Here is a 25,049-nt window from a genome sequence, read left to right as displayed (position 1 = left end):
AGATTCAATTGGGTCTGAAATCGCTCGCATTACTCGCTTTCGCGAGCAGGCTCGCTCCCACATTTGATCGCGTTCTCATGTGGGAGCGAGCCTGCTCGCGAAGGGGCCAGAGCGGGCACCGTGTTGTTTAGAGATCACCCATGATGCGGCCGGCAAAGCCGAACACCCGGCGATGCCCGGCGTAATCCACCAGTTCGACTTCACGGCTTTGCCCCGGCTCGAAGCGCACCGCCGTGCCCGCCGGAATATTCAGGCGCATGCCGCGACTGGCGGCGCGATCGAAGGTCAGCGCGTCGTTGGTTTCAAAAAAGTGGAAATGCGAGCCGACCTGAATCGGCCGGTCGCCGCTGTTGGCGACTTTCAGGCTGAGGGTGCGACGGCCGACGTTGAGTTCGATGTCGCCGGGCTGGATCTGGTATTGGCCAGGAATCATCGCTGGGCTCCTTGCAGGACTTTGTAATAGAGCGCGGTCGGGCGATAGGTGCCGTTGGGGTCGCAGGCGTAATCAGGGATTTCGCCGGCGCGCACGTAGCCCAGCGCCTTGTAGAAATCTTCCGCCGGCGAGCCGGCCTCGGTGTCGAGATAGAGCATGCCGCGCTTGTGCTTGGGCGCTTCGAGTTCCAGCGCCTGCATCAGTTGCTGGCCGAGGCCACGGCGCCGCGCGTGTTCGCGCACCAGCAGTTTCTGCACTTCGGCGCGGTTCAGACCATTGGCCTTCTGGCACAGGCCCAATTGCACGCTGGCCAGCACCTGCTCGTCCTTGACCACCACCCAAAGCAGCGTGCTGCCCTTGTTGATGTTGTCCTGCACCTCATCGAAATATGCGCGCGCCTGCACCTCATCGAGGTCGGCCATAAAACCGACGCTGGCGCCGTAACCGACGGCGTCGAGCAGCAGATCGATCAGGCCCTGGCGATAGTGGGCAAAGCTTTCAGCGTTGACGCGGCGCAACTGGGCGGCGTTCATCGACATCACTCCTTGTGAGTATCCGGCGGCTGTGCGCCGGGATTGAGGGTCAACTGCATGAAGGTCAGATCGAGCCAGCGGCCGAACTTGGTGCCCACTTGCGGCATCTGCCCGGTGATGCTGAAACCGGCGCGCTCGTGCAGGCGAATCGACGCGGCGTTGCCACTCTCGATGGCAGCGACCATGACGTGTTTACCGCAGGCGCGGGCGCGTTCGATCAACGCGGTCATCAGTTGCGGGCCGAGGCCGTTGCCGCGTTGATCGCTGCGCACGTACACCGAGTGCTCGACGGTGTGGCGGAAACCGTCGAACGGCCGCCAGTCGCCGAACGAGGCGTAACCCAGCACCGCGTTGTGGCTGTCGACGATCACCAGAATCGGGTACGCCTGCAACTGACGCGCGTCGAACCATGCCTGGCGATTGCCGAGGTCGACCGCTTGTTCGTTCCAGATCGCCGTGGTGTTGAGCACGGCGTCGTTGTAGATGTCGCGGATCGCCGGCAGGTCGGCCCGGCTTGCATCGCGAATGGCGTAAGTCATGGCGCGGCCTCAGACGATCGGCTGGTGAACGGTGACCAGTTTGGTGCCGTCGGGGAACGTCGCCTCGACCTGGATTTCCGGGATCATTTCCGGGATGCCTTCCATCACTTGTTCGCGGCTGAGCAGGGTGGTGCCGTAGTGCATCAGCTCGGCCACGGTCTGGCCGTCGCGGGCACCCTCCAGCAGCGCGGCGGAGATGTAGGCCATGGCTTCCGGGTAGTTGAGTTTTACGCCACGGGCCAGCCGCCGCTCGGCGACGAGGCCGGCGGTGAAGATAAGCAGCTTGTCTTTTTCGCGTGGGGTCAGGTCCATGGTTCGGGTTCCATCAGGGCAGATTCGGGTGGCTCTCGAGAAGTGTGGGGTGCCAGTTGGAGCAGCCCCTCACCCTAGCCCTCTCCCGAGGGAGAGGGGACTGATCTTGGTTGTTTTCAATGGCCAATTCAGTCAGCAATATTCGTTCAGGCAGATAAATTTATTTCAGACGACTCGGTCAGGCTCCCTCTCCCTCCGGGAGAGGGCGGGGGGTGAGGGTCGGGGTTTCAGGTGCTCCATATTCTTGGCGCGATAGCTTCGCGCCCCAGCAGCGCAGGTCTGAGCAATCGCCACAAATCGATGAGCCAGGCGCGGGCGAGCAACGCCTCACTGGCCAGGCACCGTGCCACCAGCAACCCCGGCAACTGAGTCAAATCCCCGCGTACCTCATGCCCCAGCGAGCGGCAGCGCTCCAGCAACTCGGCGTCTATCTCACCGGTGACCAGCAGCGTCGCGAACACCGGTTGCCCGTCCAGGCCGATCGGCGAGTCGAGTAAACCGTCCGCACCGACAATGCGCTGCCGTTCGTGCCAGAGCAACCGACCGTCGCGGCGGATGTCCAGGTGCGCCTGAAAATGCCCGAGGTCAAAACGCTCGCCGCTGGCCGGCCGACCGAGCGCCACCACGTCCCAGTAGAACAGCCGCGCATCGCCTTCAAGCTCGATCGTTGTGGTCAACTCGGCCTGCGCGGCGCTGTAGACGATGGTTTCCTGCGGCAGCCATTCCAGTGTCGCACCGGCAGCGACTTTCAAGTCGAGCTGTTGATACGCCGGCCCACCCGCGCGATACCACTTGGCGGCGCCGGGGCTGGTGATTTGCGCCCAGGCGTTGTGTTCGACGCGGGCCTTGATGTCCAGCCGATCACCACCGGCAATTCCGCCCGGTGGATGGACGATGATGTGCTGGCAGACTTGCGGGCCTTCGGCGTACAGATGCTTTTGCACGCGCAGCGGGCCGAGGTGGCGGCGCATGACCGGGCGCGTGCAATCGCCGAAACGCGCGTAGGCCAGTTCCAGCTCGGCGTGCCAGCTCGGGGTAAACAGGGCAGGTGCAACAATCGAATTCATGGTTTGTGATTATCGTTAGGAAGCTACAGATTAGACCGGCGCGTTAGATCGTGACCAGCCCGCGTACACCCTCGGCCTCCATATTTTCACCGCGACCCTGCTGAACGATCTCGCCCCGCGACATCACCAGGTATTGATCGGCCAGTTCTGCAGCAAAGTCGTAGAACTGCTCGACCAGCAGAATCGCCATGTCACCGCGCGCCGCGAGCTGCTTGATCACCGCGCCGATTTCCTTGATCACCGACGGTTGAATGCCTTCGGTCGGCTCATCAAGAATCAGCAGGCGCGGGCGGCTGGCCAGCGCCCGGCCGATTGCCAGTTGCTGTTGCTGACCGCCGGACAGATCACCGCCACGGCGCTGCTTCATTTGTAGCAGCACCGGGAACAATTCGTAGATGAAACCCGGGACTTCTTTGGCTTCTGAGCCTGGAAAACGCGACAGGCCCATCAGCAGATTTTCTTCTACCGTCAGGCGCCCGAAGATCTCACGGCCCTGCGGCACGTAGGCGATACCAGCATGCACGCGCTGATGCGGTTTGAACGTGGTGATCGGTTTGCCTTCCCAGTTCACCGCGCCTTCCTTGGCCGGCAGCAGGCCCATCAGGCATTTGAGCAGGGTGGTCTTGCCCACGCCGTTACGCCCGAGCAGGCACGTGACTTCGCCGACTTTCACGTCGAAGCTGAGGCCGCGCAGGATGTGGCTACCGCCGTAGTACTGATGCAGCTTGTCGACTTGCAGCATGTTCGAATTCTCCCCCGGTGATCGTTCCCACGCTCTGCGTGGGAACGCATCCCGTGACGCTCCGCGTCACATAACGGCGGACGCAGAGCGTCCATGGCGGCATTCCCACGCAGAGCGTGGGAACGATCTAGGTCTTCAGCGGCCGAGGTAGACCTCGATCACCCGCTCGTTTTCCTGCACTTGCTCAAGCGAGCCTTCCGCCAGAACGCTGCCCTGATGCAGCACCGTGACGTGGTCGGCAATCGAGCCGACGAAGCCCATGTCGTGCTCGACCACCATCAACGAATGCTTGCCCGCCAGCGATTTGAACAACTCGGCGGTGAACTCGGTTTCGGCGTCGGTCATGCCCGCCACCGGTTCGTCGAGCAGGAGCAGCTGCGGGTCCTGCATCAGCAGCATGCCGATCTCGAGAAACTGCTTCTGGCCGTGGGACAGTAGGCCGGCCTGGCGATTGACCGAGGTGGTCAGACGAATCGTCTCAAGCACTTCGCTGATGCGGTCCTTCTGTTCGCCGCTCAGGCGTGCACGCAAACTCGCCCACACCGACTTGTCGGTCTTCTGCGCCAGCTCAAGGTTTTCGAACACGCTCAAGGCTTCGAACACCGTTGGCTTCTGAAACTTGCGGCCGATGCCGGACTGGGCAATCTGCACTTCGCTCATCTGCGTCAGGTCCAGGGTTTCGCCGAACCAGGCCTTGCCGTGACTGGGCCGGGTCTTGCCGGTGATCACGTCCATCAGCGTGGTCTTGCCCGCGCCGTTGGGGCCGATGATGCAGCGCAGTTCGCCGACGCCGATGTACAGGTTGAGATTGTTCAACGCACGGAAGCCGTCGAAGCTGACGCTGATGTCTTCCAAAGTCAGGATCGTGCCGTGACGCGTATCGAGGCCAGGGCCGACGCGCTGGCCGAGGCCGATCGAGTCGCGGCTGGTGCCTTCGTCCTTGTTCGGTTCCACGGGGAAAAACGCCGGCTCCAGCATGAATTCAGCACTCGCTGTGACTCTCATTGTTCACCTCGTTTCTTGAGCAGCCCGATCACGCCCTTGGGCAGGTACAACGTCACGACGATGAACAGCGCGCCGAGGAAGAACAGCCAGTATTCCGGGAAGGCCACGGTGAACCAGCTCTTCATGCCGTTGACCACGCCGGCACCGAGCAGCGGCCCGATCAGCGTGCCGCGCCCGCCAAGGGCGACCCACACCGCCGCTTCGATTGAGTTGGTCGGAGACATTTCGCTGGGGTTGATGATGCCGACCTGCGGCACGTATAGCGCTCCGGCGAGACCGCACAGCACCGCACTCAGCACCCAGACGAACAGCTTGAAACCGCGCGGGTCGTAGCCGCAGAACATCAAACGGTTTTCCGCATCACGCAGCGCTGTCAGCACGCGACCGAACTTGCTCTGCGCCAGGCGCCAGCCGATGAACAGACTGGTTACCAGCAACAACACCGTGGCCAGAAACAACACCGCGCGCGTGCCCGGTTCGGTGATGCCGAAACCGAGGATCGTGCGGAAATTGGTGAAGCCGTTATTGCCTCCGAAACCGGTCTCGTTGCGGAAAAACAGGAGCATGCCGGCGAAGGTCAGGGCCTGGGTCATGATCGAGAAATACACGCCTTTGATCCGCGAACGGAAGGCGAAGAAGCCGAACACCAGCGCCAGCAATCCCGGCGCCAGCACCACCAGACACATGGCCCAGAGGAAGCTGCTGGTGCCGGTCCAGTACCACGGCAATTCGCTCCACGACAGGAAAGTCATGAACGCTGGCAAGCCATCGCCGGCCGCCTGACGCATCAGGTACATGCCCATCGCATAACCGCCGAGGGCGAAGAACAGACCGTGACCCAGCGACAGCAAACCGGCGTAACCCCAGACCAGATCCAGCGCCAGAGCAACGATGGCGTAGCAGAGGATTTTGCCGACCAGCGTCAGCGTGTAGGCCGAGACGTGCAGGGCATTGTCCGGCGACAACAACGAGAGCAGCGGCAGAACGATCAGCAGCGCGAGGATCACCCCGCCGACCGCGAGCGTGACTTTCGGCCCGGCCTTTTGTGTGGCCGTGACTAACAGAGGCTGGTTCATCAGTCGATCACCCGTCCTTTCAGTGCGAAGAGGCCTTGCGGACGTTTCTGAATGAACAGAATGATCAGCGCGAGGATCAGGATCTTGCCGAGCACCGCACCGATCTGCGGTTCGAGAATCTTGTTGGCGATCCCTAAGCCAAATGCGGCGAGCACGCTACCGGCCAATTGGCCGACGCCGCCGAGCACCACCACCAGGAACGAGTCGATGATGTAGCTCTGGCCAAGGTCGGGACCGACGTTGCCGATCTGGCTCAGCGCCACGCCGCCCAACCCGGCGATGCCCGAGCCGAGGCCGAAGGCGAGCATGTCGACGCGCCCGGTCGGCACGCCGCAGCAGGCGGCCATGTTGCGGTTCTGGGTGACGGCGCGGACGTTGAGGCCGAGGCGGGTCTTGTTCAGCAGCAGCCAGGTCAGCACCACCACGAACAATGCGAAAGCGATGATGACGATGCGGTTGTACGGCAGCACCAGATTGGGCAGCACTTGTATACCGCCGGACAGCCACGCCGGGTTGGCCACTTCAACGTTCTGCGCGCCGAACAACAAACGCACAAGCTGAATCAGCATCAGGCTGATGCCCCAGGTCGCGAGCAGGGTTTCCAGTGGCCGACCGTAAAGGTGGCGGATGACCGTGCGTTCCAGCGCCATGCCGATGGCGGCGGTGACGAAAAACGCCACCGGCAGCGCGATCAGCGGATAGAACTCGATGGCTTGCGGCGCGTAACGCTGGAGCATCAACTGCACGACGTAGGTCGAGTAGGCACCGAGCATCAGCATCTCGCCGTGGGCCATGTTGATCACCCCGAGCAGGCCGAAGGTGATCGCCAGGCCGAGGGCCGCGAGCAGCAGAATCGAGCCCAGCGACATGCCGCTGAAGGCCTGGCCGAGCACTTCGCCGATCAGCAGCTTGCGCTTGACCTGAGCGAGGCTGGTTTCGGCGGCGGTGCGCACGCCGGCATCGCTTTCCACCCCGGGCTCGAGCAGGCCTTCGAGGCGTGTGCGTGCCAGCGGGTCGCCGGTTTCACCGAGCAGACGTACCGCCGCGAGGCGCACCGCCGGGTCGCTGTCGACCAGTTGCAGATTGGCCAGCGCCAGGCTCAAGGCGGCATGCACGCTTTGATCTTTTTCCCCAGCGAGTTGCCGGTCGAGAAATTTCAGCTGCGCGGGTTTCGCGCTTTTCTGCAATTGCTGCGCGGCGCTCAGACGGATCTTGCTGTCAGCGGCGAGCAATTGATGGCTGGCCATTGCGGTGTCGATCAGACCCCGCAGGCGATTGTTCAGGCGCAGGGTTTTCGCTTGGCCGTCGATCGTCAGTTCGCCTTGTTGCAGGGCGTTGAGCAATTCGATACGCGCCGGATCGGGCTGCGCGGCCCAGGCTTCCAGCAGTTTGGCCTGTTGCATCGGGTTGGCCGCGACGAAGTCTTCGGCGTCGCCGGCGTGGGCCAGGAGTGGCAGCAACAGTGCGATGGCGAGAAGTACGCGGTGTATGGCAGTGGGCATTAGTGGTGTCCTGTTCAACCGCCCCCTCACCCTGACCCTCTCCCGGAGGGAGAGGGGACTGACCGAGGTGTCTGGACGATGTGCTGCGACCTGCGAACTCGAGTCGAACTCAGGGTCTGAAGAGCATGAAGATCGGCTCCCTTTCCCCCTCTCCCTGAGGGAGAGGGCTGGGGTGAGGGGGAAGTCTCATGCTCGCCTCAAAAACTGAATTCGCCTCAGTTGCTCTTCACCGCATAATCCGGCTTCTTGTCGTTGCCCTGAATGAACGGGCTCCATGGTTGCGCGCGGATCGGGCCTTCGGTCTGCCACACGACGTTGAACTGCCCGTCGCTCTGGATTTCGCCGATCATCACGGGCTTGTGCAGGTGGTGATTGGTCTTGTCCATGGTCAACGTGTAACCGGACGGCGCAGCAAAGGTCTGCCCGGCCAGTGCTTCACGAACCTTGTCGACGTCAGTGGATTTGGCTTTCTCGACCGCCTGCGCCCACATGTGGATGCCGACGTAGGTGGCTTCCATCGGGTCGTTGGTCACGGCTTTATCGGCACCCGGCAGGTTGTGTTTCTTCGCATAGGCTTTCCAGTCCGCGACGAATTTCTTGTTCGCAGGATTCTCCACCGACTCGAAGTAGTTCCACGCCGCGAGGTTGCCCACCAGCGGTTTGGTGTCGATGCCGCGCAGTTCTTCTTCGCCGACCGAGAAAGCCACCACCGGTACGTCGGTGGCTTTCAGGCCCTGGTTGGCCAGCTCTTTATAGAACGGCACGTTGGAGTCGCCGTTGACGGTGGAAATGACGGCAGTCTTGCCGCCGGCGGAGAATTTTTTGATGTTGGCAACGATGGTCTGGTAATCGCTGTGACCGAACGGCGTGTAGACCTCTTCGATGTCTTTGTCGGCCACGCCTTTGGAATGCAGGAACGCGCGCAGGATCTTGTTGGTGGTGCGCGGGTAGACGTAGTCGGTGCCGAGCAGGAAGTAGCGCTTGGCGCTGCCGCCTTCTTCGCTCATCAGGTATTCAACGGCGGGGATCGCTTGCTGGTTCGGCGCGGCGCCGGTGTAGAAGACGTTCGGCGACATCTCTTCGCCTTCGTACTGCACCGGGTAGAACAGCAGACCGTTGAGCTCTTCGAACACCGGCAGTACCGATTTGCGCGACACCGACGTCCAGCAACCGAACACCACCGCGACCTTGTCCTGGGTCAGCAGCTGTCGGCCCTTTTCAGCGAACAGCGGCCAGTTGGAAGCGGGGTCGACCACCACCGGCTCGAGCATCTTGCCGTTCACACCGCCCTTGGCGTTGATCTCGTCGATGGTCATCAGTGCCATGTCCTTGAGCGATGTTTCGGAGATCGCCATGGTCCCGGACAACGAATGCAGAATCCCGACCTTGATGGTCTCGGCGGCCTGGACAGTCCAGGTCATGCCCATCGCGGCAATGGATGCCGTGAGTGTGAAAGCCTTGATCAAACTGCGACGCTTCATTGTGCGATCTCCATGAACATTCGATTTTTTCTGGTTGGCAGATGCGGACGACTGAAGCTGTGTTTTGCAAAGGCTGTGCCCGGTCGCGTTCAGGCAAGAAAATGTCGTGCCAGAGCGCTTGCGCGCTGAAACCGTGCACCAGGAGGGGACGGTAGTCGGCCGATGGTGCGTCGAGTTGCGCCAGATTGGGGCGCCCGCTGGCACTCAGATGCGGATACAAAAGCGATAACCCTGTACCACAGCTCGAGAAAACCGAAGGGCCACACTCAGTTGCTCATCCGATTCTCAGCGCAGGTTTTTATGAGTCATGTCTCAGGCCGATCCGGTCGTACCGCAAGTTCTTCAGCAACGTTCAAGCTGCCCCCACTGAGCCCGGCTTTTCTGACTGAAGAAGACGCCGCCTATTGGGTGCACACACGAATTCCACTCAACCCGGACAAAGAGTACGGCAGCGTGGTCCTGCTGCGACCGGACGGGAAATTCCTCGCCACCTCTCCCATCGCAGGTGAAGCCACGCGCTTCGACTTCGGCACGATTGTGCAGACCGATGCCCTTGGCGGCATGCTCCATCCCTTGGGCTACCGATGTATCGCCAGCGTACACAGCCATCCGCCGCTACATGACCAGTTCCGCAATGGCAATCGGCGTCAGGATGAAACCCTGCTCAGGCTGTTCATGAGCTTCTATTCAGGCGGCGATTTCATTGGCGATGTGTCGGCGCGGGATTTTTTCCGCAGCGCTTACCTTTCAGGCCCGGATGGCAGCTTGCTCAAATACGTCTCGAGCGGCTCGCCCGAGGAACGCGACTACTTCCTCTGGCAGCAGTCCGGCGGGCCGTCGGGCCATCCGGCTGGGGCCTATGACGTGATGGAGGTGATCAACAAGCTGGCGACCGTGGGTGAACTCAAAGTCATTGTTTCGAATGCCGACTGGGGCTACTCGGTGGGGCGCGTACCTGCGGACTGGAAGGCCGGCGCGTCGTTCTCCACGGGTGTGGTCACCGAACTGCCGCTGATGACCCGGGTATGCGTCAATGCCGAACGCGCCGTGCTTGCCGCCTTGAAATCCAGAGGCGCGCACGCAGCGGGTCTGCTGTTGAAGAAGTTGACCGGCGAGGAGTATGTCGCCACCCATGCGCGCCCGGCCGGACTGGCTGCATGGGATCCTGAGCGAATATTTCCGGTTGATGCCCAAGGGCAATTGCAGCTGCCGAGGGGTTATTTGCTGGAGGGTTTCTACTTCGCCTCGCGGCCCGACCCTGCGCAGTTTCCACCCGCTCAGCCGTGGCTCTACGAGAACTTCTTCACGCCCCGGGAGATCGCCGTCGCTATCGAAGCGAATGCCCGCAGCAAACATCTGGCGAAAGCAGGGCATGCGTTGTCGCTATACATGCGGGCGCAGGATCATGCGATGTTGAAGTACCGCTTCAGCGGCGATTCGATCGAAGCGGCACTGAGCGTTACGCAGTCGGACGGCACGGTCGGTGACAATGGGGTGCAGGCAAGGCTGGCGGCCGGCACACTGGATACCCGCGCATTTGTCTCGATGCTGGTACTGGCTGGCACCCTGGAGGTCGTGCGCGGCAGTGCGCTGTGGGCGCATCTGGGGCCGGTGGATCTGCAATGGCAACCCTTCGCCAATTTCCCCTGGCCGCAATTGAGCGGCGCTTTTCTGTGCGCCGATGATGCCGTGCGCCATGCCCATGAACTCGCCGGCCTGCGCCGTGACAAACCGTACGCCGGGTATGTTTTTCAGCGCAGCGACAAGCGCTTCGTGGCGACCGAACCGTTGCCGGGAGATATCGACACGCTCAGTCAGGGCAGGCTTTATCCGATGGACAATCATGGGCGTCCGGTCTTTCCCGACGACCATGCGCTGCACGCCCGTTACGTCTCTCACATTGCCATGTCGCAACTTTTGCCGGTGGATACGGAGCTTTTTGGCTGGGCGTATCAGGAAGCGGCTGTGAGCTTGCAGATGTTGAGTGTGGCGGAGGTCAGGCAAGTCCTGCTCGACGAGATTGCCTTGTATGTCAGCGCGGCGCCGGACAGCCTCGTCAGGTATGAGGTCATCGGATCTGCGGGCTCCACGGAATTGGCCCGGCGCCTGGGCACGCGCCAGCATCCGGGCGCCCTGGCGCTGGAACTGGACAGCGGCCGTAAACGCCCGCAGGACTTCATACGTGAACAGGCAGCGGCCGGACGTTTAACGGTTCTGATCGATAATGAACTGTGGGGCTATCGCGGGCGGGTGCCGGCTACCTGGTCGCTGCGTACAACGCCCGCGCCTTCGCCCGCGCCGCAGTTGCCGGTGGTGCAACTGCCGCCGCTTCTGTATCCCCAGCCGGACAGAGACAAGCCGATCCTGCCCAAACCCACGCCACTCCCGCAGCCGCAAATACCGTTGCCGCCGCTGACGTTGCCGTTGCCCTGGAAACGCCTGGAAGGTGTGGCATTCGGCGCGATTTTCCCCTCGGCGGATGAGGCTGCACGGGACCGATGCATGGGGGACTTTCGTCCACAGGGCGAAACGCGCGCGTACTTCGGCTTCATTCTCAGGCACAAGAGCCGGCCAGAGTATGTGGCTACCGAGCTGGTGCCCGTCAGTGATCAAGGCAAAAATCTGTTCAGGCTCGATTCGGTTTTCGCCGACCTGCCCTCAGAGCCCTGGCATGCGTTGCCCGAGGGCTTCGAACTGCACGGCAATTTTTATGCGTCGCAACGAGCCGGTGATCCAACGAAAAGCCCGGATGAATGGCTGGCGCATTACTTCATCTCGCCGGACCACCTGACAGCCTCGATGTATTACGGCGGCCGGCGCCCGGTCATGGTGTCGGACGCTCCCGCAGCGCTTTATATCGCCGTGCGCGATGGTGCTTTGCTCAAATATGTGTGGAGCAAGTCCAGCAAACTGTTTCATGACGCCTCGTCCCAGCGCACGCTTGAACAGATCAAAAGCGATCTGCCCGCTGGCAACCGTCTACCGACCGACTTTATCCATGAGGTCGCCAGCAGCGGCGAGCTTTCCGTCATGCGCACCGGTCTGTGCTGGGACCGGGCGGGGCTGGTGCCAGCCACCTGGCAACCGTACGCAAATCTCGAACGGCGCCGGCTCGGTCCGGTTTTTCTGACGGCTGACGACGCGGCCGTCCACGCCAGGACGCTCGTGCCTCTGGTGACCGACAGGGTGCATGGCGGGCTGATTCTGGAGACGGTCGATAAGCGCTACGTCGCCACAGTGCCCGTTGAAGTCAGCCATGAGGATTTCGATTTCGCCGATATCTGCCCTGAGGAAAGTCGCGCCGCCGGATTGTTTCCTGCGGGTTGTCGCATCGTGGCGCGGTACCGCTCGCGCGTCGCCCAAGAGGTGTCATTGGTCTTGGCGCCTGTGCAAAAGCAGGTGTACCAGAACGTGTTTTCGGTCGAGGTGCTGGAGTCGGCGTTCAACAAACGCGGCATCAAAGAGGAATACCGGGTGGCGGCGGACGGTTCGCTGATTCGCTATACACCCGCCCCACGGGATGAATACCTGTTCTGTCCGGATGGCGCGGTGATCGGCTATCGGCCGCAAGCCGAACTGCTTTCGCAACTGCTTGATCAGGGCGAGCGGCTGTCCGTCGTCGATGCAAAAGCGATAAGACAGCGCTTGCGCGATCGGCAATTGAAACCCGTCGAATGGGTGAACGATCTGGCCAGGGCCGGGCGTCTGTGGGTGGTCGCCGTAAGCGCGATCTGGGGGCAACCGCGCCAGATTATCCAGTGGGCACCATACTCCGGGGATCTGTTGCCGGCCGCCGATTATGACAAGGTGTTGAGCAGCCCGGTCGGCAGCCCGCTGTTCATCCAGGCAGACGCTGCCGCGCGGTACGCTCATCAATTCTCCTCGAGCAGAGATACGCAGACCTTCGGCTACGTTTTGAACGGCCCTGAAGACCTGTTGGTGTCCACTCTGCCAGTTGCGGTGCAGCGTTCGGGGTTGGCGCTGGATCGGGTTTTCGAACAGGGCAAGCTGCCGTCAGGTTTCAGTCTGAGCGCCATTTATTTGCGAGCAGCCCTGCCACCTCTGGGCGCGCGGCCGGACGATATGCGGCACTTTTTTCTGCTGCCCAACGATGTCCAGGCAGCCTGCGCATGGGCCAACACGCCCCAGGGGTACCGGCCGATCTACTTCTCCTGCGCCGATGGCGCGTTGTTGAAATTGCAACTGCATGCATTCGAGCCCGGCACTTTCTACGATGAGTTCGGGCAAGTGCAACTGCGCCCCAATGCCTTTGTGTCGAAGGTGGAAGCGGCGGTCGATGAGCGGGGCATTGCCAGTGGTACGTTCAGATTTGTCGACTATGTCCAACGGATGGCTCATGCCGGCCGACTTGAGGTAATTGAAACCAGTGAATACTGGTCGCGGCATGGTCAGGTGGATGAACACTGGCAGCCACGGCTGACCGAGGTGTCCAGTGAGCAACGCTGGCGCGAGCATCCGGCGCCAGCGCTGGGACCTGTCTTTCATCATCCCGATGATGCCGCCTGCCATGTTCATGGGCGGGTAGCCGGCCAGGCGGTAATAGGCACCGGTTATGAGAGTGCGATTCTGGCGAACCCGTCCAGCCGTCGCTTCGTTCCGCTTGAGCCGATCGTGTATTTGGCCAACGAGGACAATCCGCTGTTGCGCATACTGCGTACCGTCGCGGATCCGGCTGTCAGTTGGCGCGATCCGGCGCCGCGCTATCCCGAGGGTTACTCGGTGATGGCCACCCATCAATTGCATGTCTCGGGCAACACCACGCTGGCGGCGGACGTGGATCAGGTCTATGCCAATTACGCTGCGCCTTCGCTGGTGCATGCGCATACCCATGCACCCACGGAAAAAGGCCTGCATATCCTGCACTACTACTATTCAACGCCGCACGATGTGCTGCTCAAGTACACACCCGTGTATTCAAGGGCGGAAAGAGATCTGTTGCTGACCCGCTCAGCCACTTTCGAGGGCGGACGCTGGATCAGCCGGCTGAGCCCTGGAGAGTTTCTTTCGCGGCTTATGGCGCTGGGTGAGTTTCGGGTGCTGATCGGCGGTTATTACTGGCGCCAGACCGGCCGCATGAACACTACCTGGCGAAGCCGTCGTCAGCAGACCCCGACACCCGGAACCGTGCGCTTGCGCGACGAGTTGTAAATGAAATGAATGAACAGGCGCGGGCCGCCGCAACGGCCCGCGCCCGTCACATCAACGCTGCACCTGCGCGGCGCGCTGGCCAAGTCGGGGCACGAGAAACCGGTCGAGCAACCAGACCACCACCAGCGACGCCCCCACCAGTGGAAACACCACCGCCAGCACCAGCATGATCGCCACGCCGGTTTTCCACTTCGGCAGGTCATGGCGCAGCGGCGGCACACCGAATTTGCCTTCAGGCCGACGCTTCCACCAGATCACCACGCCACTGACGGCGCTGAGCAGAATCATCAGGCAGATCAGCAGCACGACAATCTGGTTGAAGGTGCCGAACATCTTGCCTTCGTGCAGCATCACGCCAATTTCCGTGGCGCGCGCGACGGTGCCGTAGTGCTCGAAGCGGACATCGGCGAGGACTTTGCCGGTGTACTGATCGACGTGCAGGGTGGCGTCGTTGCGCGGGTCATCGGCGAACACGGCAATGGTGAACACGCCGGTGGCGGTGGTCGGCAGGGTGATGCTGTAGCCCGGTTCAACCTTGCGTTCACTGGCGATGTTCTGCACGTCCTGCAGGCTGATCGCGGGTGCTGCGGGGCCGGCATGGGCATTGCCGTGATTCATGTGTTCGGCGTGGTCGCCGGACATCGGCATCGGCGTATTTTCCATCGCCCATGGCACGGTCTGGCGGGTGGCGCTGTTGAGGCTGCGTGCCTCGATGTCGGAGGTCGGTACGTTGTCCCACATCGCTGCCGGAAACACATTCCACACTTGCGCGTATTGCTTGCCCCAGAAACCGGTCCAGGTCATGCCACTGAGCAACATCACCAACAGCAATGTCGCGCCCCAGAAACCGGTGACCGCATGCAGGTCGCGCCACAACACCCGACCGCGACGGCTCAGGCGCGGCCACAGAATGCCCGCCGCCTGACCACGCGGCCACCACAGGAACAGCCCCGAGACCACCAGCACCACGCCCCAGCCAGCGGCCATTTCGATCAGGCGATCGCCGACTGTGCCGATCATCAATTCGCCGTGGATCGCACGGGCGATGGCTTGCAGGTTCTGCTTGGCATCCTGCTCGCCGAGGATGTCACCGTGGTACGGATCGACGAACACGTTGAGTTCATGACCGGCGTTCTTCACCACGAATTGCGCGCTGCGCTCAGCATTCAACGGCGGCAGATACTGAGTGACCTGGCCTTGTGGATAAGCGCTTTTCACCCGTTGCAGCAAGTCATCGGCCGGCACCGTGTGGTGCCCGGCCGGTACTTCGAGCAGGCTGCTGTACATCAGCGAATCGAGCTGCGGTTTGAACAGATAAATGATCCCGGTCAGGGCCAGCATCACCATGAACGGCGCGACGAACAGCCCGGCATAGAAATGCCAGCGCCAGGCCAGGTTGTAGAAATTGGATTGAGGCTTTTGCATCACGTGTGCTCCGCTTGGCTTGGTTCTTTTCGTTGTCTGTTTACCTGTGGGAGCGAGCCTGCTCGCGAAGCGGTTGTTCAGTCGATATCAATGCCGACCGTGGCGCCGTCTTCGCGAGCAGGCTCGCTCCTACATGGGTGGGTGTCAGAAACTCATATCCACTTTGGTCCAGAGCGTGCGCCCCGGTTCATTGATTGCTTGCGGGTCGTTGGCCGGATAGCCGAAGCCGGCATTGCCGGCCAGATTCAGGTGTTCGGCGTAGGCTTTGCCGAACAGGTTGTCGACGCCGCTGCTGACTTTCCAGTGCTGGTTGATGCGGTACGCGCCGTTGAGCGAGAACACGCCGAAGCCCGAGCTCTGGGCGTAATCCTTGCCGACCACGTTGCCCTTGTTCGCGTCGATGCGGTGCTGCGCGGCGACCACTCGCCACAATGCGCCGGCGCTCCACTTGGCCTCGCTGTAGGTCAGGCCGAAGCGCGCATCCAGCGGCGGCATCTGCGGTAATGCCGAGCCGTCACTGCTGTTCTTGCCCCAGGCATAGGCCAGGGTCGCATCGGCTTTCCAGTTGTCGGTCAGGTTGTAGGCAGCTCCGAGTTCGCCACCCATGATCCGCGCGTCGATGTTCTCGGCGCGCGAGGTGCTCATGCCCATCATTCCCGGCGTGTAGTCGAACAGGATGTAATCGCGTACCACACCGATGTAACCCGAGGCCCAGGCTTCGAGGTCGGCGCTCTTGTAGTTCACGCCGAAGTCGAACTGCGTGGTCTTTTCCGGTTTGATCGAGTCGAACGCATTGACCGATCCTGCCGGGCCGGACTTGGGCGAAAACAACTCCCAGTAATCCGGGAAGCGTTGCGCATGGCCGAGGCCTGCATAGAGCGTGGTCGGGCTGTCGGCCAGATCGTGTTCATAGCGCACGAAGCCACTGGGTAACGTGTCGGCGCGGCTGTCGTCGGCGGTCTGGTTGGGGCGGGACATCATCCCCGACCCTGTGGTTTGCCGGTAATCCTTGGCCGAGGCGCGATCGACCCGAGCGCCAGTGATCAAGCGATCACGCTCGGCGGCGTACCAGGTCATTTCGCTGAACACACCGTAATTGTGGAAATCGGCGTCCTTGCTGTACGGCAGCTCCTTGTAGGTATCGATGCCCATTGAGCTGCGCTGACGGTGCTCGTTGGTCTGTGCGTCGAGGCCGGTGATCAGCTGAACATCAGCCCAGCGCCAGGTTGCTTTGATCCGTGCACCGAGGGTACGACGGTCGACGTTGGACGCCATCGGTCCCGCCATCATGCCGGTGCCGGACGGGGTGCGCAGGGTGTAGTTGTCCATCACATGGTCGGCGTAGTTGTAGTAGACCTGCGCTTCCAGTTTTTCCAGCACCTCGCTGATGTTGGATTTTTCCAAGCGCAGACCGAGGCTCTCGCGCAGGAACTGCGAACCGTCCATGCCGCGCCCGGCATACCGTGCCTCGCCATCGCCCTTGCCGGCGGTGAGTTCGATCAGGGTGTCGGCATCCGGCGTCCAGCCCAGTGCGATATCGCCGTTCCACTTGTCGTAACGCGAGGCGACGATGTCGTTGTTGCCGTCGCGATAGTCATCGGAATGCGCAGTGTTGCCGATCACCCGCACGTAACCCAGAGGACCGCCGGCAGCGGCGTCGACAACCTTTTCGAAACGCCCATGCGAGCCGGCCAGGAGGCTGGCGTTGACGCGCGTGCCGAGTTCGCCGAAGTTCTCCGGCTCACGGTCGAACAGCACCGTACCGGCCGATGCGCCGGGACCCCAAAGCACGGTTTGCGGGCCTTTGATCACGGTGAGTTTGTCGTAGGTTTCCGGCGAAATGTACGAGGTCGGCGCGTCCATCCGGCCAGGGCAGGCGCCGAGCATCATGCTGCCGTTGGTGAGGATGTTCAGGCGCGAACCAAACATGCCGCGTAGCACCGGATCGCCGTTGGTGCCGCCATTGCGCACCAGAGCGAAGCCGGGAATGGTCTTCAGGTAATCGCCGCCGTCACTGGCCGGCACCGGTTGGCGCGGATCCTTGGGGTTAGTGACGATCGTCAGTGGCGAGCTCGGGGCGATGGCAGTGATCACCGTCGGGCTCAGTTCATGTTCATGGCCGGCGTGAGCGTCGGCCAACGCCAGGGGTGTCAGCAGTACGCCGCAAAGGACGGCAATAGCGTGCCTGCAACGAATCCGCGATTCGTTCAGGGCAAAGTGCGCGCGGGCAGATTCCGCGCAGGGGACAGCAGTAAACCTGGACATGACAATTTCCATCGAACAGTCGTAAACACCACGGTCGGCAGCCTGGCGCTGTCTTCTCAACCGTGTGCAATCAGAGGTGCGTGTTTACGTGGCGATGGGCGGGGCGCGGGTGCGGGCGCCGGGGAAGAAGGGTTGGCGGGCATGGCCCAGACGCGGGGAGGGTGTGGTGAAGGTGTTGGGTGGCGGGATGTTGAAAGCGACGAAATCGCCGCCGCCGGTCAGTGCCGGGCAATTGAACAGCAGGGTGCAATAGCCGCACTTTTCCCACAGCACGTGATGCGAAGATTGCGGCGGGCAATGCTCGGCAGCAGGCTGGGCGCCATGGCCGCTGTGATCCATGCCGGGCATGTCCATCGACATGTCCATGCTCATTGGCATCGACGTCGAGGCGTGCTGATCCATCGGCATCGACTGAGAAATCAGTGGACCGATGAAGATCATCAACATGGCGAACAGGGCGATCCAGCTGCCACGCGTCAGCGCTTGAGTCTGACGGTGATGCGGGACGGGCCTGGCGCGCAACGGACGCATGGGCGAAGTCAGCCGAAACAGTTACTGAGCGTGCACGTGGCCCTGGGCCGATTCCGGCGGTTTCTTCTGCACGGCTACTTCAACGCTGACGTCACCTGCCTTTTCGAAATGCAGGGTCATCGGGAAACGCTTGCCGTCGCTGAGCAGGCTGCGATCGCTCGGGTTGAGCAGCATCACGTGGTAAGCCATCGGCGCGAAGGTCACGGTGCCGCCGGCGGGGATTTCCACGCTTGGCACTTGCTGCATCTTCATCAGATCGCCCTGCATCACGTGCTCGTGCAACTGCGCTTGTGCAGCGATGGGCGAGTCGACGCTGAGCAGGCGATCGGCGCTTTTGCCGGTGTTGTGAATGATGAAATAGGCGGCGACGGTCGGCGCATTCGGCGGCAGTTCCTGCGACCACGGATGGGCGATTTCCAGCGCACCCACCTTGTATTCGTGGGCATGGGCAAAGCACGCCGGCAACAACAGCGCAGCGAGGACGAAGAGTTTCTTCAACATGGCAGTTCTCCAGAACGATTTGAAACGCGGATTCAGGGCGCGAACCAATCAGACCAGAGGGGAGGCACGGGGATTGAGACTCGGCCATTGCTGGCGCGGCGTCGGGGTTTGCAGGGAGGCGGGCGCAACGCTGCGGTTGCTTTCAAATTGCGCGAAATACAGCTGCGGCGAATGCCCCGGCAGCGCCAGCAATGGCGCCCCGCCTGAGCAACACCAGCAGTGCTGCATGTTCGAATGGTTGTCGTTTTGCGGGGCCTTCTGATCCGTGGCACCGATGTCGATCGCCACCATCTTCATGCCGCTGCCGGTGCAGAAACTGCTCCAGAGTATCTGCTCGGCCGGTGAACTGGCCGCCTGCGCCATCGCCCCGCTCAGCGGCATGGCGAGCATGTTGAACAGCACTGCAAAGCAGGCGATCCAGGCAAATGCTAACCGGCGTCGGTTCATGGGACAGGTCCGTTGGGTGGGCGATCAGGCGCGGCCCATTTAGCCTGATCAGGGCCGATAAGTAAAAAAGCGTCGTGCGGCTTGGTGTCGCATTGAGCTGTTAAAGGAGTGTAGCTACTTGAATTTGCAGTGCCAGACCTGACGCCTTCGCGGGCAAGCCCGCTCCCACAAATTTTGTGAGTGTGCACAGATATCAGCAACATCCACGGTTCCTGTGGGAGCGAGCCTGCTCGCGAAAGCGATTTGTCAGGCACTGATGGGCTACTGGTGCTGACGTCTTCGCGAGCAGGCTCGCTCCCACAAAGCGCCGTGCCGATTCAGTGGGAAAGGGCAGCGAGGACTTCAGCGACTGATTCAAACTCCCGATCAACCCCCGGCAACCCCGGGCGCTTCAACACCAGCACCGGCACGCCACGCTCACGCGCCACTTCGAGCTTCGGCTCGGTGGCGCTGCTGCCGCTGTTCTTGCTGATCAATACGTCGATCTGCCGGCGCTCGAACAGCGCGCGCTCGTCTTCCAGCAGAAACGGCCCACGGGCGCCGATCACTTCGCAGCGCGCGTTGCCGGGATAAACGTCGAGGGCGCGCAGGGTCCAGAACTGGTGGGCGGGGATTTCGTCGAGGTGTTGCAGCGGTTCACGGCCGAGGGTGAACAGCGGGCGGTGGAACGGTTCCAGGGCGGCGATGAGTTCGGCCCAGTCACTGACCTCGCGCCAGTCATCGCCTGCTTGCGGTTGCCAGGCGGGCCGGCGCAAGGCCCAGCAGGGAATGCCGGCGAGCTGTGCCGCGCGGGCGGCGTTGGCGCTGATTTGTGCGGCGTACGGATGCGTGGCGTCGAGCAGCAGATCGACGCCTTCATCGGCGATGAACTGCGCCAGACCCTCAGCGCCGCCATAGCCGCCGACCCGAACCTGGCAGCGCAAATCGCTCGGCACCCGGCCAACGCCGGCGAGGCTGTAGATATGTTGTGGGCCGAGCGTGCGGGCAATCGCCAGCGCTTCAGTCACGCCGCCGAGCAGCAAGATCCGTTTCATGCAAAACCTCCGGCGTGCCCGACAATCCCGCCTTGACGATCAATGGCAAACACCTCGACCTGGACCTGTGCCGGCACGACGCTACTGGCGAAATTCAATGCGTGGCGACACACCTCATCCCCTAAAGCGATGCCCGCCGCACTGGCTATGGCCAAGGCTTGTTGGCTGGTATTGGCTTCGCGAATGCCTTGTTGCAATGCCGCATCCGCGCCAATCGCCGCCGCCCACTCGGCCAGTTGCGGCAAATCGATGCTCGAATGCCGTGAGTGCAGATCCATATGCCCGGCGGCGAGTTTGCTGATCTTGCCGAAGCCGCCGCACAGGCTGAGTTTATCCACAGGTACTTTGCGCAGATGCTTGAGCACCGCGCCGACAAAGTCACCCATTTCGATCAGGGCGATTTCCGGCAGGTCATAGACCCGGCGCATGGTGTCTTCGCTGGCGTTGCCGGTGCACGCGGCGATGTGCAGATAACCGTTGGTTTTCGCTACGTCGATGCCCTGATGAATCGAGGCGATGTAAGCGGCGCAGGAAAATGGCCGGACGATGCCGCTGGTGCCGAGGATCGACAGGCCGCCAAGAATGCCTAGCCGCGGATTCATGGTTTTCAGCGCCAGTTCTGCTCCGCCCTCGACATTGACTGTGACTTCGAAGCCGCCGCCATAACCGGTTTCGGCGGCGAGCAAGGCCAGGTGATCGCTGATCATTTTGCGCGGCACCGGATTGATCGCCGGCTCGCCGACGGCCAATACCAGGCCGGGTCGGGTCACCGTGCCGACGCCGACACCGGCGTTGAAGTGGATTCCCGGTTCGGCGGACAGTCGCACCTGTGAATAGAGCAGGGCGCCGTGAGTGACGTCAGGGTCATCTCCGGCATCCTTGATCGTACCGGCCTCGGCGCCGCCCTCGCTCAGGCGGCAGAACTCCAGGCGCATCTGCACCTGTTTGCCCTTGGGCAGCGTGATCTGCACCGCGTCGGAGCTGACGCCGGTGAGCAACAGGCGCGCGGCGGCGAGGCTGGTGGCGGTTGCGCAGCTGCCGGTGGTGAGGCCGCTGCGCAGGGGCGCGGGTTGTTCGGCGGTTTCGTCACGCATCGAGGGGTTTGACCAATTCCAGCAGGGTGATCGGCAATGCCTGACGCCAGGTGTCGAACTCGCCGAGCGGTTGCGCCTGGGCGACATGGATGCGCGTCAGCTCACCGCCGTATTGTTCGCGCCAATGCATCAGGGTGACTTCGCTTTGCAGGGTCACGGCGTTGGCCACCAATCGGCCGCCGGGCTTGAGCTGGTCCCAGCAGGTCTCGAATACACCCTCACGGGTGACGCCGCCGCCGATGAAAATCGCTTCCGGACGTTCAAGGCCATTGAGCGCTTGCGGCGCCTTGCCGCGAATCAGGTGCAAGCCGGGTACGCCCAGCGCATCGCGGTTGTGTTCGATCAATTGCTGACGGCCCTCGTCGGCCTCGACCGCGATGGCGCGACAGCTCGGGTGCGCACGCATCCACTCGATGCCGATCGAGCCGCTGCCGGCGCCGACATCCCAGAGCAGTTCGCCGGGCTTCGGCGCCAGGCGGGCGAGGGTGATGGCGCGCACGTCGCGCTTGGTCAGCTGGCCGTCGTGACGGAGCGCCGAATCGGGCAGACCGGCAAGACGCGACAGGCCGGTAACACCGGGGTCGGCCAGGCACTCGACAGCGACGACGTTGAGGTCGGCGACCGCCGCATCGCTCCATTTGCTGGCGCTGCGTTCGATACGTCGCTCGGCGTCGCCGCCCAGATGCTCCAGAACAGTCATGCGACTTGGGCCGAAACCACGTTCGCAGAGCAATTGCGCAACGGCGGCCGGGCTGCTGCCGTCATTGCTCAGCAACAACAGACGCACGCCGCTGAACAGATGCGCATTGAGCGCCGCCAACGGACGCGCCACCAGCGACACAATCGTCACCTCCTGCAACGGCCAGCCCAGGCGCGCCGCCGCCAGTGCGCAGGATGAAGGGGCGGGGATGATCGCCATCTCGGCGCTCGGCACCTGACGCGCCAGACTGGCACCGACGCCGTAAAACATCGGATCACCGCTGGCCAGCACGCAGACCCGCTCGCCACGCGACTCGAGCACCGGCGCGAGGGAAAACGGACTCGGCCACAATTGCCGCTCGCCGCCAATGCACGGCGGCAGCAGATCCAGCTGACGCTGGCCGCCGACGATCCGCGAGGCGCCCATCAGAGCACGCCGGGCGTTCTTGCCCAGGCCTTTGAAGCCGTCTTCACCAATACCCACAACGGTCAGCCAATCGCCCATTTCATACTCCAGATCCTGCGTCCAGCGAAGCGGGCGACATGATAGCGCGACAATCGATAACTGGCTGCTGTCCTTTTTTCAGGAGCGCCGACATTGAATGTTTACATTGTCTTTTGTGATTTTTCGAGTTCTTCGCAAGTATTGAATTGGCGTTCCGCTGGAAGTGCTTGTGGCTATCCGGAAGGTACTTTTTTAGTAAATTGAATAATCAAATGGATAATTGAAATGAACGATGTTTTGAACAGTATCTCAGCACTGCCCGACCAAGGCAGTGCGACGGTGATGGGGAATAATCTGTTGTCCTACTTTTCCGGGTTGACTGCGGAAGACAAACGATTCGTCAAAGACAGTATGCGCTGGGCAGAATACAGAGCCGATTTGCGTCATGACAGAAACAGTGAGCCAGCTGCTTGGTTCGAATATTATTCCGGGGTGCTCTGGTCTGTCGGCTGGAGCCTGGAGCAAGCTCCGGTAATCCATGTTGACAAGAACTTTACCGGCAATGCGCTGGACGTCTGGGCGCGATCCTTGTCGCAACAACTAAGTCGGGAGAAAGTCGCGCTAATGAAGGAAGCGTTCCATATGCTTGAGACACATTCGGACGCCATAGACGTATTTAGAGGCAGCGCTCGGGAATGGAGCGATTTTCGTTTTTCTCCTGCTCAGTACAATTTCAATAGGGAGTTGGAGATTGTCGTTAGTAACGTTCGCTTGCTTGATGCGAAGTGGTCCTCTACCTATTTGTTCTGGACTATTCAGCATACGGGTTCGGAGCTTGATATCCGCTCCAGGCGCTTTTTGATCAGGTCTGCCGCGATAAATGAAAATCGGCTTCAGTTGGCTGCTGCAGTGCTTGATATGCGCACGCGTGAAATTGAGTTGGCTCGGGGCGCTTGATATTAGTTGTACAGCTTTGTTTGATGGTTTGTATGACGCTCTGAAATTAAATGCATGGATTTTCGATTTGATTAACTCCGGTGCTGTGGTTAGTTTGTTTTCCACACCAAGTCGGTGTTTTAACCAAGAAAGGATTCCATTTATGACTGAGCTTAATAAAGATGTAATCTCCGCTGTTGAACGGTTTAGTTTGATTGCACAAACCAATGAGTTTATCGCTGCGCAGCCAGTGCTGCGCTCGCGTTCGGCAAGTGTTGGCAGTAGCTTGCCGGTTGATAAAGATGAACTGAATGCTGCAATCATGGGCTCGGGTATTGCAGGCTTTGATGCAAGCATGTCCAAGCGCAGCAAGCGAATCGTTAAAAACACCTACATGTATGCCGATCTGGTTGCCTTGCTCAAATATCCGGCGTCCAACCAAAAGGAACAGCGCTATAACGAGTTTATGCGATTGATGAAACTGGCTGGCTGGTTTGCTTTCAGCCAGCCTTATAATCGATATACCGCTACTTCGCAAAAATTGACCATGGATAATGTTGTCCTGTCTGTTCTGCATACCGCTGTTGGTGCAGCAGTAGGACAGGGCCAGGCAGCCCTTAAAGTATTGTCCTCTGTGGCAGATGCGACCATGGATGCACTGAAAAATGAACCACAGGCCCTGACGCTGTTCGAGAACAACTCGAAGAAAGCCGAAGGTGGCAACTTTTGCATGAGTGCGGCTTCGCAGGATGATGAGGGTGGTATCACCCTGGCAATCGCTGCTGTGCAATATCTGGCTTCGGCTCAACCTACCAAAGTACTGTTTGTAGAATGGGCAACATCTGCTGTGGAGATTTATAACGCCGGCGCCACTATGTATATGGATGAGGAAGACTATGCAATGGTTGAACCGTTGATTGTCAAGGCTCTGACTGAGCAGCGTGAGAAAGCGCTCAGCTACGAATTTGGCCAATCGGTCTGAAAGTGATTAATGCCAGAGGCGCAAGCCTCTGGTTTTTTTGTGGGAGATGCAAATGTTCGCGATTTCGAAGGTTTTCGTATGCGCAGGGGCATTAGTGCTGGTGAGTAAAGAGCTGTCGGCATCTGACATTGACGACAGTCTCGATGCGCTGCTTTATTCACAAACGGTCGCCTCGCATAAAGTTCCCGATGCTGTTGAATGCGATGCATGGAATGACGCCAATAAAACGGCTTTGAAAGTCACCGGTGCTTTGTTTTTCGACGATCCGGTTATCAGCGCGCCGGTCACTACGCCCGATACTTTTACTCTGCTGGAGTTGGCACAAGAACTCTTGCAAGGTTGGGCGCCGGCAGTTTTTAACCAACAGGTAATTGCCAATCTGACCTCGCAACTGGAGAGCAACGGTGCGGCCCTTGAGTTGCTTCAGCGAAATATTCTGCAAGAGGGCAAGTCGATTCGCTTCATGCTTGGCAGCGTATCTGCGGAATCAACGATTACGATGGTCGTCATTTCGTTTGCCGTCAAAGAGCCTGTTCCGGGCAATGTGCTTGAGCGACGCTTCAATGCCGAGCAGATAGTGGGCAACCTTGCTGTTGATTGCTACAAGGCTCTTATAGATGCCGATGATTACTGTTTCTCGAGAGCCAGGATTATTGCGTTATTGGGTGAGCGGCGCGAAAAGCAGATTATCGCCCTGACCTGAGCGCGCGGCAGAGGCAACAACTGAAGCCTGCCTGCCCCACCGGTCGAGACAGAGGGCAGACTTTTCATACCGGTGGGCAAAGCAGGCATAATACCGCGCCTTCGCCCGCGAAGCGCTTCTGCCACACA

General features: G+C 60.9%; 22 protein-coding genes. 4 read left to right on the top strand and 18 right to left on the bottom strand.

Going from position 1 to position 25,049, the window contains the following annotated elements:
• Positions 1 to 127 precede the first annotated feature (127 nt).
• The 10 genes from CKW30_RS12305 to urtA form a co-directional block, all read right to left on the bottom strand.
• The gene (locus CKW30_RS12305; protein WP_095180936.1) at positions 128 to 433 is read right to left on the bottom strand and encodes an urease subunit beta; all 306 of its coding nucleotides are present in this window, start codon (positions 431 to 433) and stop codon (positions 128 to 130) included.
• A complete protein-coding gene (locus CKW30_RS12300) occupies positions 430 to 966 on the bottom strand; it encodes a GNAT family N-acetyltransferase (protein ID WP_095180935.1) in 537 nt (178 codons plus the stop codon). Before CKW30_RS12300 ends, CKW30_RS12305 begins: the two co-directional genes overlap by 4 nt.
• A 5-nt stretch (positions 967 to 971) precedes the next feature.
• Positions 972 to 1,505: a GNAT family N-acetyltransferase gene (locus tag CKW30_RS12295; protein WP_095180934.1), complete on the bottom strand. Its 534-nt coding sequence runs from the start codon at positions 1,503 to 1,505 to the stop codon at positions 972 to 974.
• Between the two features lie 9 nt (positions 1,506 to 1,514).
• Positions 1,515 to 1,817 (bottom strand): urease subunit gamma, encoded by a 303-nt coding sequence (ureA, locus tag CKW30_RS12290; protein WP_003221215.1) that lies wholly within the window; start codon positions 1,815 to 1,817, stop codon positions 1,515 to 1,517.
• A gap of 227 nt (positions 1,818 to 2,044) precedes the next feature.
• On the bottom strand, positions 2,045 to 2,884 hold the full coding sequence (locus CKW30_RS12285; RefSeq protein ID WP_095180933.1) for an urease accessory protein UreD: 840 nt from the start codon (positions 2,882 to 2,884) through the stop codon (positions 2,045 to 2,047).
• A 43-nt stretch (positions 2,885 to 2,927) separates the two neighbouring features.
• The gene (urtE, locus tag CKW30_RS12280) at positions 2,928 to 3,626 is read right to left on the bottom strand and encodes an urea ABC transporter ATP-binding subunit UrtE (RefSeq protein ID WP_016771889.1); all 699 of its coding nucleotides are present in this window, start codon (positions 3,624 to 3,626) and stop codon (positions 2,928 to 2,930) included.
• Between the two features lie 135 nt (positions 3,627 to 3,761).
• The gene (gene urtD / locus CKW30_RS12275; protein ID WP_016771888.1) at positions 3,762 to 4,631 is read right to left on the bottom strand and encodes an urea ABC transporter ATP-binding protein UrtD; all 870 of its coding nucleotides are present in this window, start codon (positions 4,629 to 4,631) and stop codon (positions 3,762 to 3,764) included.
• Positions 4,628 to 5,707, bottom strand: a complete 1,080-nt coding sequence (gene urtC / locus CKW30_RS12270) for an urea ABC transporter permease subunit UrtC (protein ID WP_095180932.1) — start codon at positions 5,705 to 5,707, stop codon at positions 4,628 to 4,630. Before urtC ends, urtD begins: the two co-directional genes overlap by 4 nt.
• A complete protein-coding gene (gene urtB, locus CKW30_RS12265; protein ID WP_095180931.1) occupies positions 5,707 to 7,209 on the bottom strand; it encodes an urea ABC transporter permease subunit UrtB in 1,503 nt (500 codons plus the stop codon). Before urtB ends, urtC begins: the two co-directional genes overlap by 1 nt.
• 215 nt (positions 7,210 to 7,424) lie before the next feature.
• Positions 7,425 to 8,690: an urea ABC transporter substrate-binding protein gene (gene urtA, locus CKW30_RS12260; protein WP_056787644.1), complete on the bottom strand. Its 1,266-nt coding sequence runs from the start codon at positions 8,688 to 8,690 to the stop codon at positions 7,425 to 7,427.
• Positions 8,691 to 8,852: 162 nt separating this feature from the next.
• Between urtA and CKW30_RS12255 the strand changes: the two genes are divergently transcribed.
• On the top strand, positions 8,853 to 13,859 hold the full coding sequence (locus CKW30_RS12255; protein ID WP_095180930.1) for a DUF4329 domain-containing protein: 5,007 nt from the start codon (positions 8,853 to 8,855) through the stop codon (positions 13,857 to 13,859).
• A 51-nt stretch (positions 13,860 to 13,910) separates the two neighbouring features.
• Here the strand turns inward: CKW30_RS12255 and CKW30_RS12250 are convergent, their stop codons facing one another.
• The 8 genes from CKW30_RS12250 to cbiE all read right to left on the bottom strand — a co-directional run bounded on the left by CKW30_RS12250 (position 13,911) and on the right by cbiE (position 22,360).
• Positions 13,911 to 15,284, bottom strand: a complete 1,374-nt coding sequence (locus tag CKW30_RS12250) for a PepSY domain-containing protein (protein WP_095180929.1) — start codon at positions 15,282 to 15,284, stop codon at positions 13,911 to 13,913.
• A 144-nt stretch (positions 15,285 to 15,428) separates the two neighbouring features.
• Positions 15,429 to 17,549 carry a TonB-dependent copper receptor gene (locus CKW30_RS12245; protein ID WP_095180928.1) on the bottom strand — a complete coding sequence of 707 codons (2,121 nt, stop codon included), beginning with the start codon at positions 17,547 to 17,549 and terminating at the stop codon, positions 15,429 to 15,431.
• 84 nt (positions 17,550 to 17,633) lie between these two features.
• Complete coding sequence (locus CKW30_RS12240; RefSeq protein WP_095180927.1) at positions 17,634 to 18,080, bottom strand: DUF2946 domain-containing protein; 447 nt, start codon at positions 18,078 to 18,080, stop codon at positions 17,634 to 17,636.
• Positions 18,081 to 18,101: 21 nt separating this feature from the next.
• The gene (locus CKW30_RS12235) at positions 18,102 to 18,581 is read right to left on the bottom strand and encodes a copper chaperone PCu(A)C (RefSeq protein ID WP_041480685.1); all 480 of its coding nucleotides are present in this window, start codon (positions 18,579 to 18,581) and stop codon (positions 18,102 to 18,104) included.
• A 48-nt stretch (positions 18,582 to 18,629) separates the two neighbouring features.
• Positions 18,630 to 19,028, bottom strand: a complete 399-nt coding sequence (locus tag CKW30_RS12230) for a DUF2946 domain-containing protein (RefSeq protein ID WP_041480684.1) — start codon at positions 19,026 to 19,028, stop codon at positions 18,630 to 18,632.
• A 317-nt stretch (positions 19,029 to 19,345) separates the two neighbouring features.
• Positions 19,346 to 20,062 carry a cobalt-precorrin-6A reductase gene (locus tag CKW30_RS12225; protein ID WP_056787660.1) on the bottom strand — a complete coding sequence of 239 codons (717 nt, stop codon included), beginning with the start codon at positions 20,060 to 20,062 and terminating at the stop codon, positions 19,346 to 19,348.
• The gene (locus tag CKW30_RS12220) at positions 20,059 to 21,156 is read right to left on the bottom strand and encodes a cobalt-precorrin-5B (C(1))-methyltransferase (protein WP_095180926.1); all 1,098 of its coding nucleotides are present in this window, start codon (positions 21,154 to 21,156) and stop codon (positions 20,059 to 20,061) included. The genes CKW30_RS12225 and CKW30_RS12220 overlap by 4 nt, the downstream gene beginning before the upstream one ends.
• Positions 21,149 to 22,360, bottom strand: coding sequence for a precorrin-6y C5,15-methyltransferase (decarboxylating) subunit CbiE (gene cbiE / locus CKW30_RS12215; RefSeq protein ID WP_095180925.1), 1,212 nt, complete (start codon positions 22,358 to 22,360; stop codon positions 21,149 to 21,151). The genes CKW30_RS12220 and cbiE overlap by 8 nt, the downstream gene beginning before the upstream one ends.
• 225 nt (positions 22,361 to 22,585) lie before the next feature.
• On the opposite strand from cbiE, the gene CKW30_RS12210 reads away from it, so the two are divergent.
• From CKW30_RS12210 to CKW30_RS12200, 3 genes are read left to right on the top strand one after another with little or no spacing between them, the layout of a single operon-like run.
• A complete protein-coding gene (locus tag CKW30_RS12210; protein WP_056787668.1) occupies positions 22,586 to 23,257 on the top strand; it encodes a hypothetical protein in 672 nt (223 codons plus the stop codon).
• Positions 23,181 to 24,218, top strand: coding sequence for a hypothetical protein (locus tag CKW30_RS12205; protein WP_159894668.1), 1,038 nt, complete (start codon positions 23,181 to 23,183; stop codon positions 24,216 to 24,218). Before CKW30_RS12210 ends, CKW30_RS12205 begins: the two co-directional genes overlap by 77 nt.
• Before the next feature lie 52 nt (positions 24,219 to 24,270).
• Entirely contained in the window at positions 24,271 to 24,921 is a 651-nt protein-coding gene (locus tag CKW30_RS12200) for a hypothetical protein (RefSeq protein ID WP_095180923.1), read from the top strand.
• Positions 24,922 to 25,049 lie beyond the last annotated feature (128 nt).

Origin of the sequence: Pseudomonas sp. Irchel 3F6, assembly GCF_900187595.1 — a bacterium.
In the GTDB taxonomy this organism is placed as follows: domain Bacteria; phylum Pseudomonadota; class Gammaproteobacteria; order Pseudomonadales; family Pseudomonadaceae; genus Aquipseudomonas; species Aquipseudomonas siliginis.
The sequence above is the reverse complement of the archived record's forward strand: the minus strand, read 5'-3'. Positions and strand labels throughout refer to the sequence as shown.

Excerpts from the sequence above, each read along its gene's own strand:
- urtA (WP_056787644.1), bottom strand. The coding sequence starts at position 8,690 with ATGAAGCGTCGCAGTTTGATCAAGGCTTTCACACTCACGGCATCCATT.
- CKW30_RS12250 (WP_095180929.1), bottom strand. The coding sequence starts at position 15,284 with ATGCAAAAGCCTCAATCCAATTTCTACAACCTGGCCTGGCGCTGGCAT.
- CKW30_RS12240 (WP_095180927.1), bottom strand. The coding sequence starts at position 18,080 with ATGCGTCCGTTGCGCGCCAGGCCCGTCCCGCATCACCGTCAGACTCAA.
- urtC (WP_095180932.1), bottom strand. The coding sequence starts at position 5,707 with ATGAACCAGCCTCTGTTAGTCACGGCCACACAAAAGGCCGGGCCGAAA.
- CKW30_RS12245 (WP_095180928.1), bottom strand. The coding sequence starts at position 17,549 with ATGTCCAGGTTTACTGCTGTCCCCTGCGCGGAATCTGCCCGCGCGCAC.
- CKW30_RS12285 (WP_095180933.1), bottom strand. The coding sequence starts at position 2,884 with ATGAATTCGATTGTTGCACCTGCCCTGTTTACCCCGAGCTGGCACGCC.
- urtB (WP_095180931.1), bottom strand. The coding sequence starts at position 7,209 with ATGCCCACTGCCATACACCGCGTACTTCTCGCCATCGCACTGTTGCTG.
- CKW30_RS12220 (WP_095180926.1), bottom strand. The coding sequence starts at position 21,156 with ATGCGTGACGAAACCGCCGAACAACCCGCGCCCCTGCGCAGCGGCCTC.
- CKW30_RS12235 (WP_041480685.1), bottom strand. The coding sequence starts at position 18,581 with ATGTTGAAGAAACTCTTCGTCCTCGCTGCGCTGTTGTTGCCGGCGTGC.
- CKW30_RS12305 (WP_095180936.1), bottom strand. The coding sequence starts at position 433 with ATGATTCCTGGCCAATACCAGATCCAGCCCGGCGACATCGAACTCAAC.
- ureA (WP_003221215.1), bottom strand. The coding sequence starts at position 1,817 with ATGGACCTGACCCCACGCGAAAAAGACAAGCTGCTTATCTTCACCGCC.
- CKW30_RS12300 (WP_095180935.1), bottom strand. The coding sequence starts at position 966 with ATGAACGCCGCCCAGTTGCGCCGCGTCAACGCTGAAAGCTTTGCCCAC.
- CKW30_RS12205 (WP_159894668.1), top strand. The coding sequence starts at position 23,181 with ATGAAAATCGGCTTCAGTTGGCTGCTGCAGTGCTTGATATGCGCACGC.
- CKW30_RS12230 (WP_041480684.1), bottom strand. The coding sequence starts at position 19,028 with ATGAACCGACGCCGGTTAGCATTTGCCTGGATCGCCTGCTTTGCAGTG.
- CKW30_RS12210 (WP_056787668.1), top strand. The coding sequence starts at position 22,586 with ATGAACGATGTTTTGAACAGTATCTCAGCACTGCCCGACCAAGGCAGT.
- urtE (WP_016771889.1), bottom strand. The coding sequence starts at position 3,626 with ATGCTGCAAGTCGACAAGCTGCATCAGTACTACGGCGGTAGCCACATC.
- cbiE (WP_095180925.1), bottom strand. The coding sequence starts at position 22,360 with ATGGGCGATTGGCTGACCGTTGTGGGTATTGGTGAAGACGGCTTCAAA.
- CKW30_RS12200 (WP_095180923.1), top strand. The coding sequence starts at position 24,271 with ATGTTCGCGATTTCGAAGGTTTTCGTATGCGCAGGGGCATTAGTGCTG.
- CKW30_RS12295 (WP_095180934.1), bottom strand. The coding sequence starts at position 1,505 with ATGACTTACGCCATTCGCGATGCAAGCCGGGCCGACCTGCCGGCGATC.
- CKW30_RS12255 (WP_095180930.1), top strand. The coding sequence starts at position 8,853 with ATGGTGCGTCGAGTTGCGCCAGATTGGGGCGCCCGCTGGCACTCAGAT.
- urtD (WP_016771888.1), bottom strand. The coding sequence starts at position 4,631 with ATGAGAGTCACAGCGAGTGCTGAATTCATGCTGGAGCCGGCGTTTTTC.
- CKW30_RS12225 (WP_056787660.1), bottom strand. The coding sequence starts at position 20,062 with ATGAAACGGATCTTGCTGCTCGGCGGCGTGACTGAAGCGCTGGCGATT.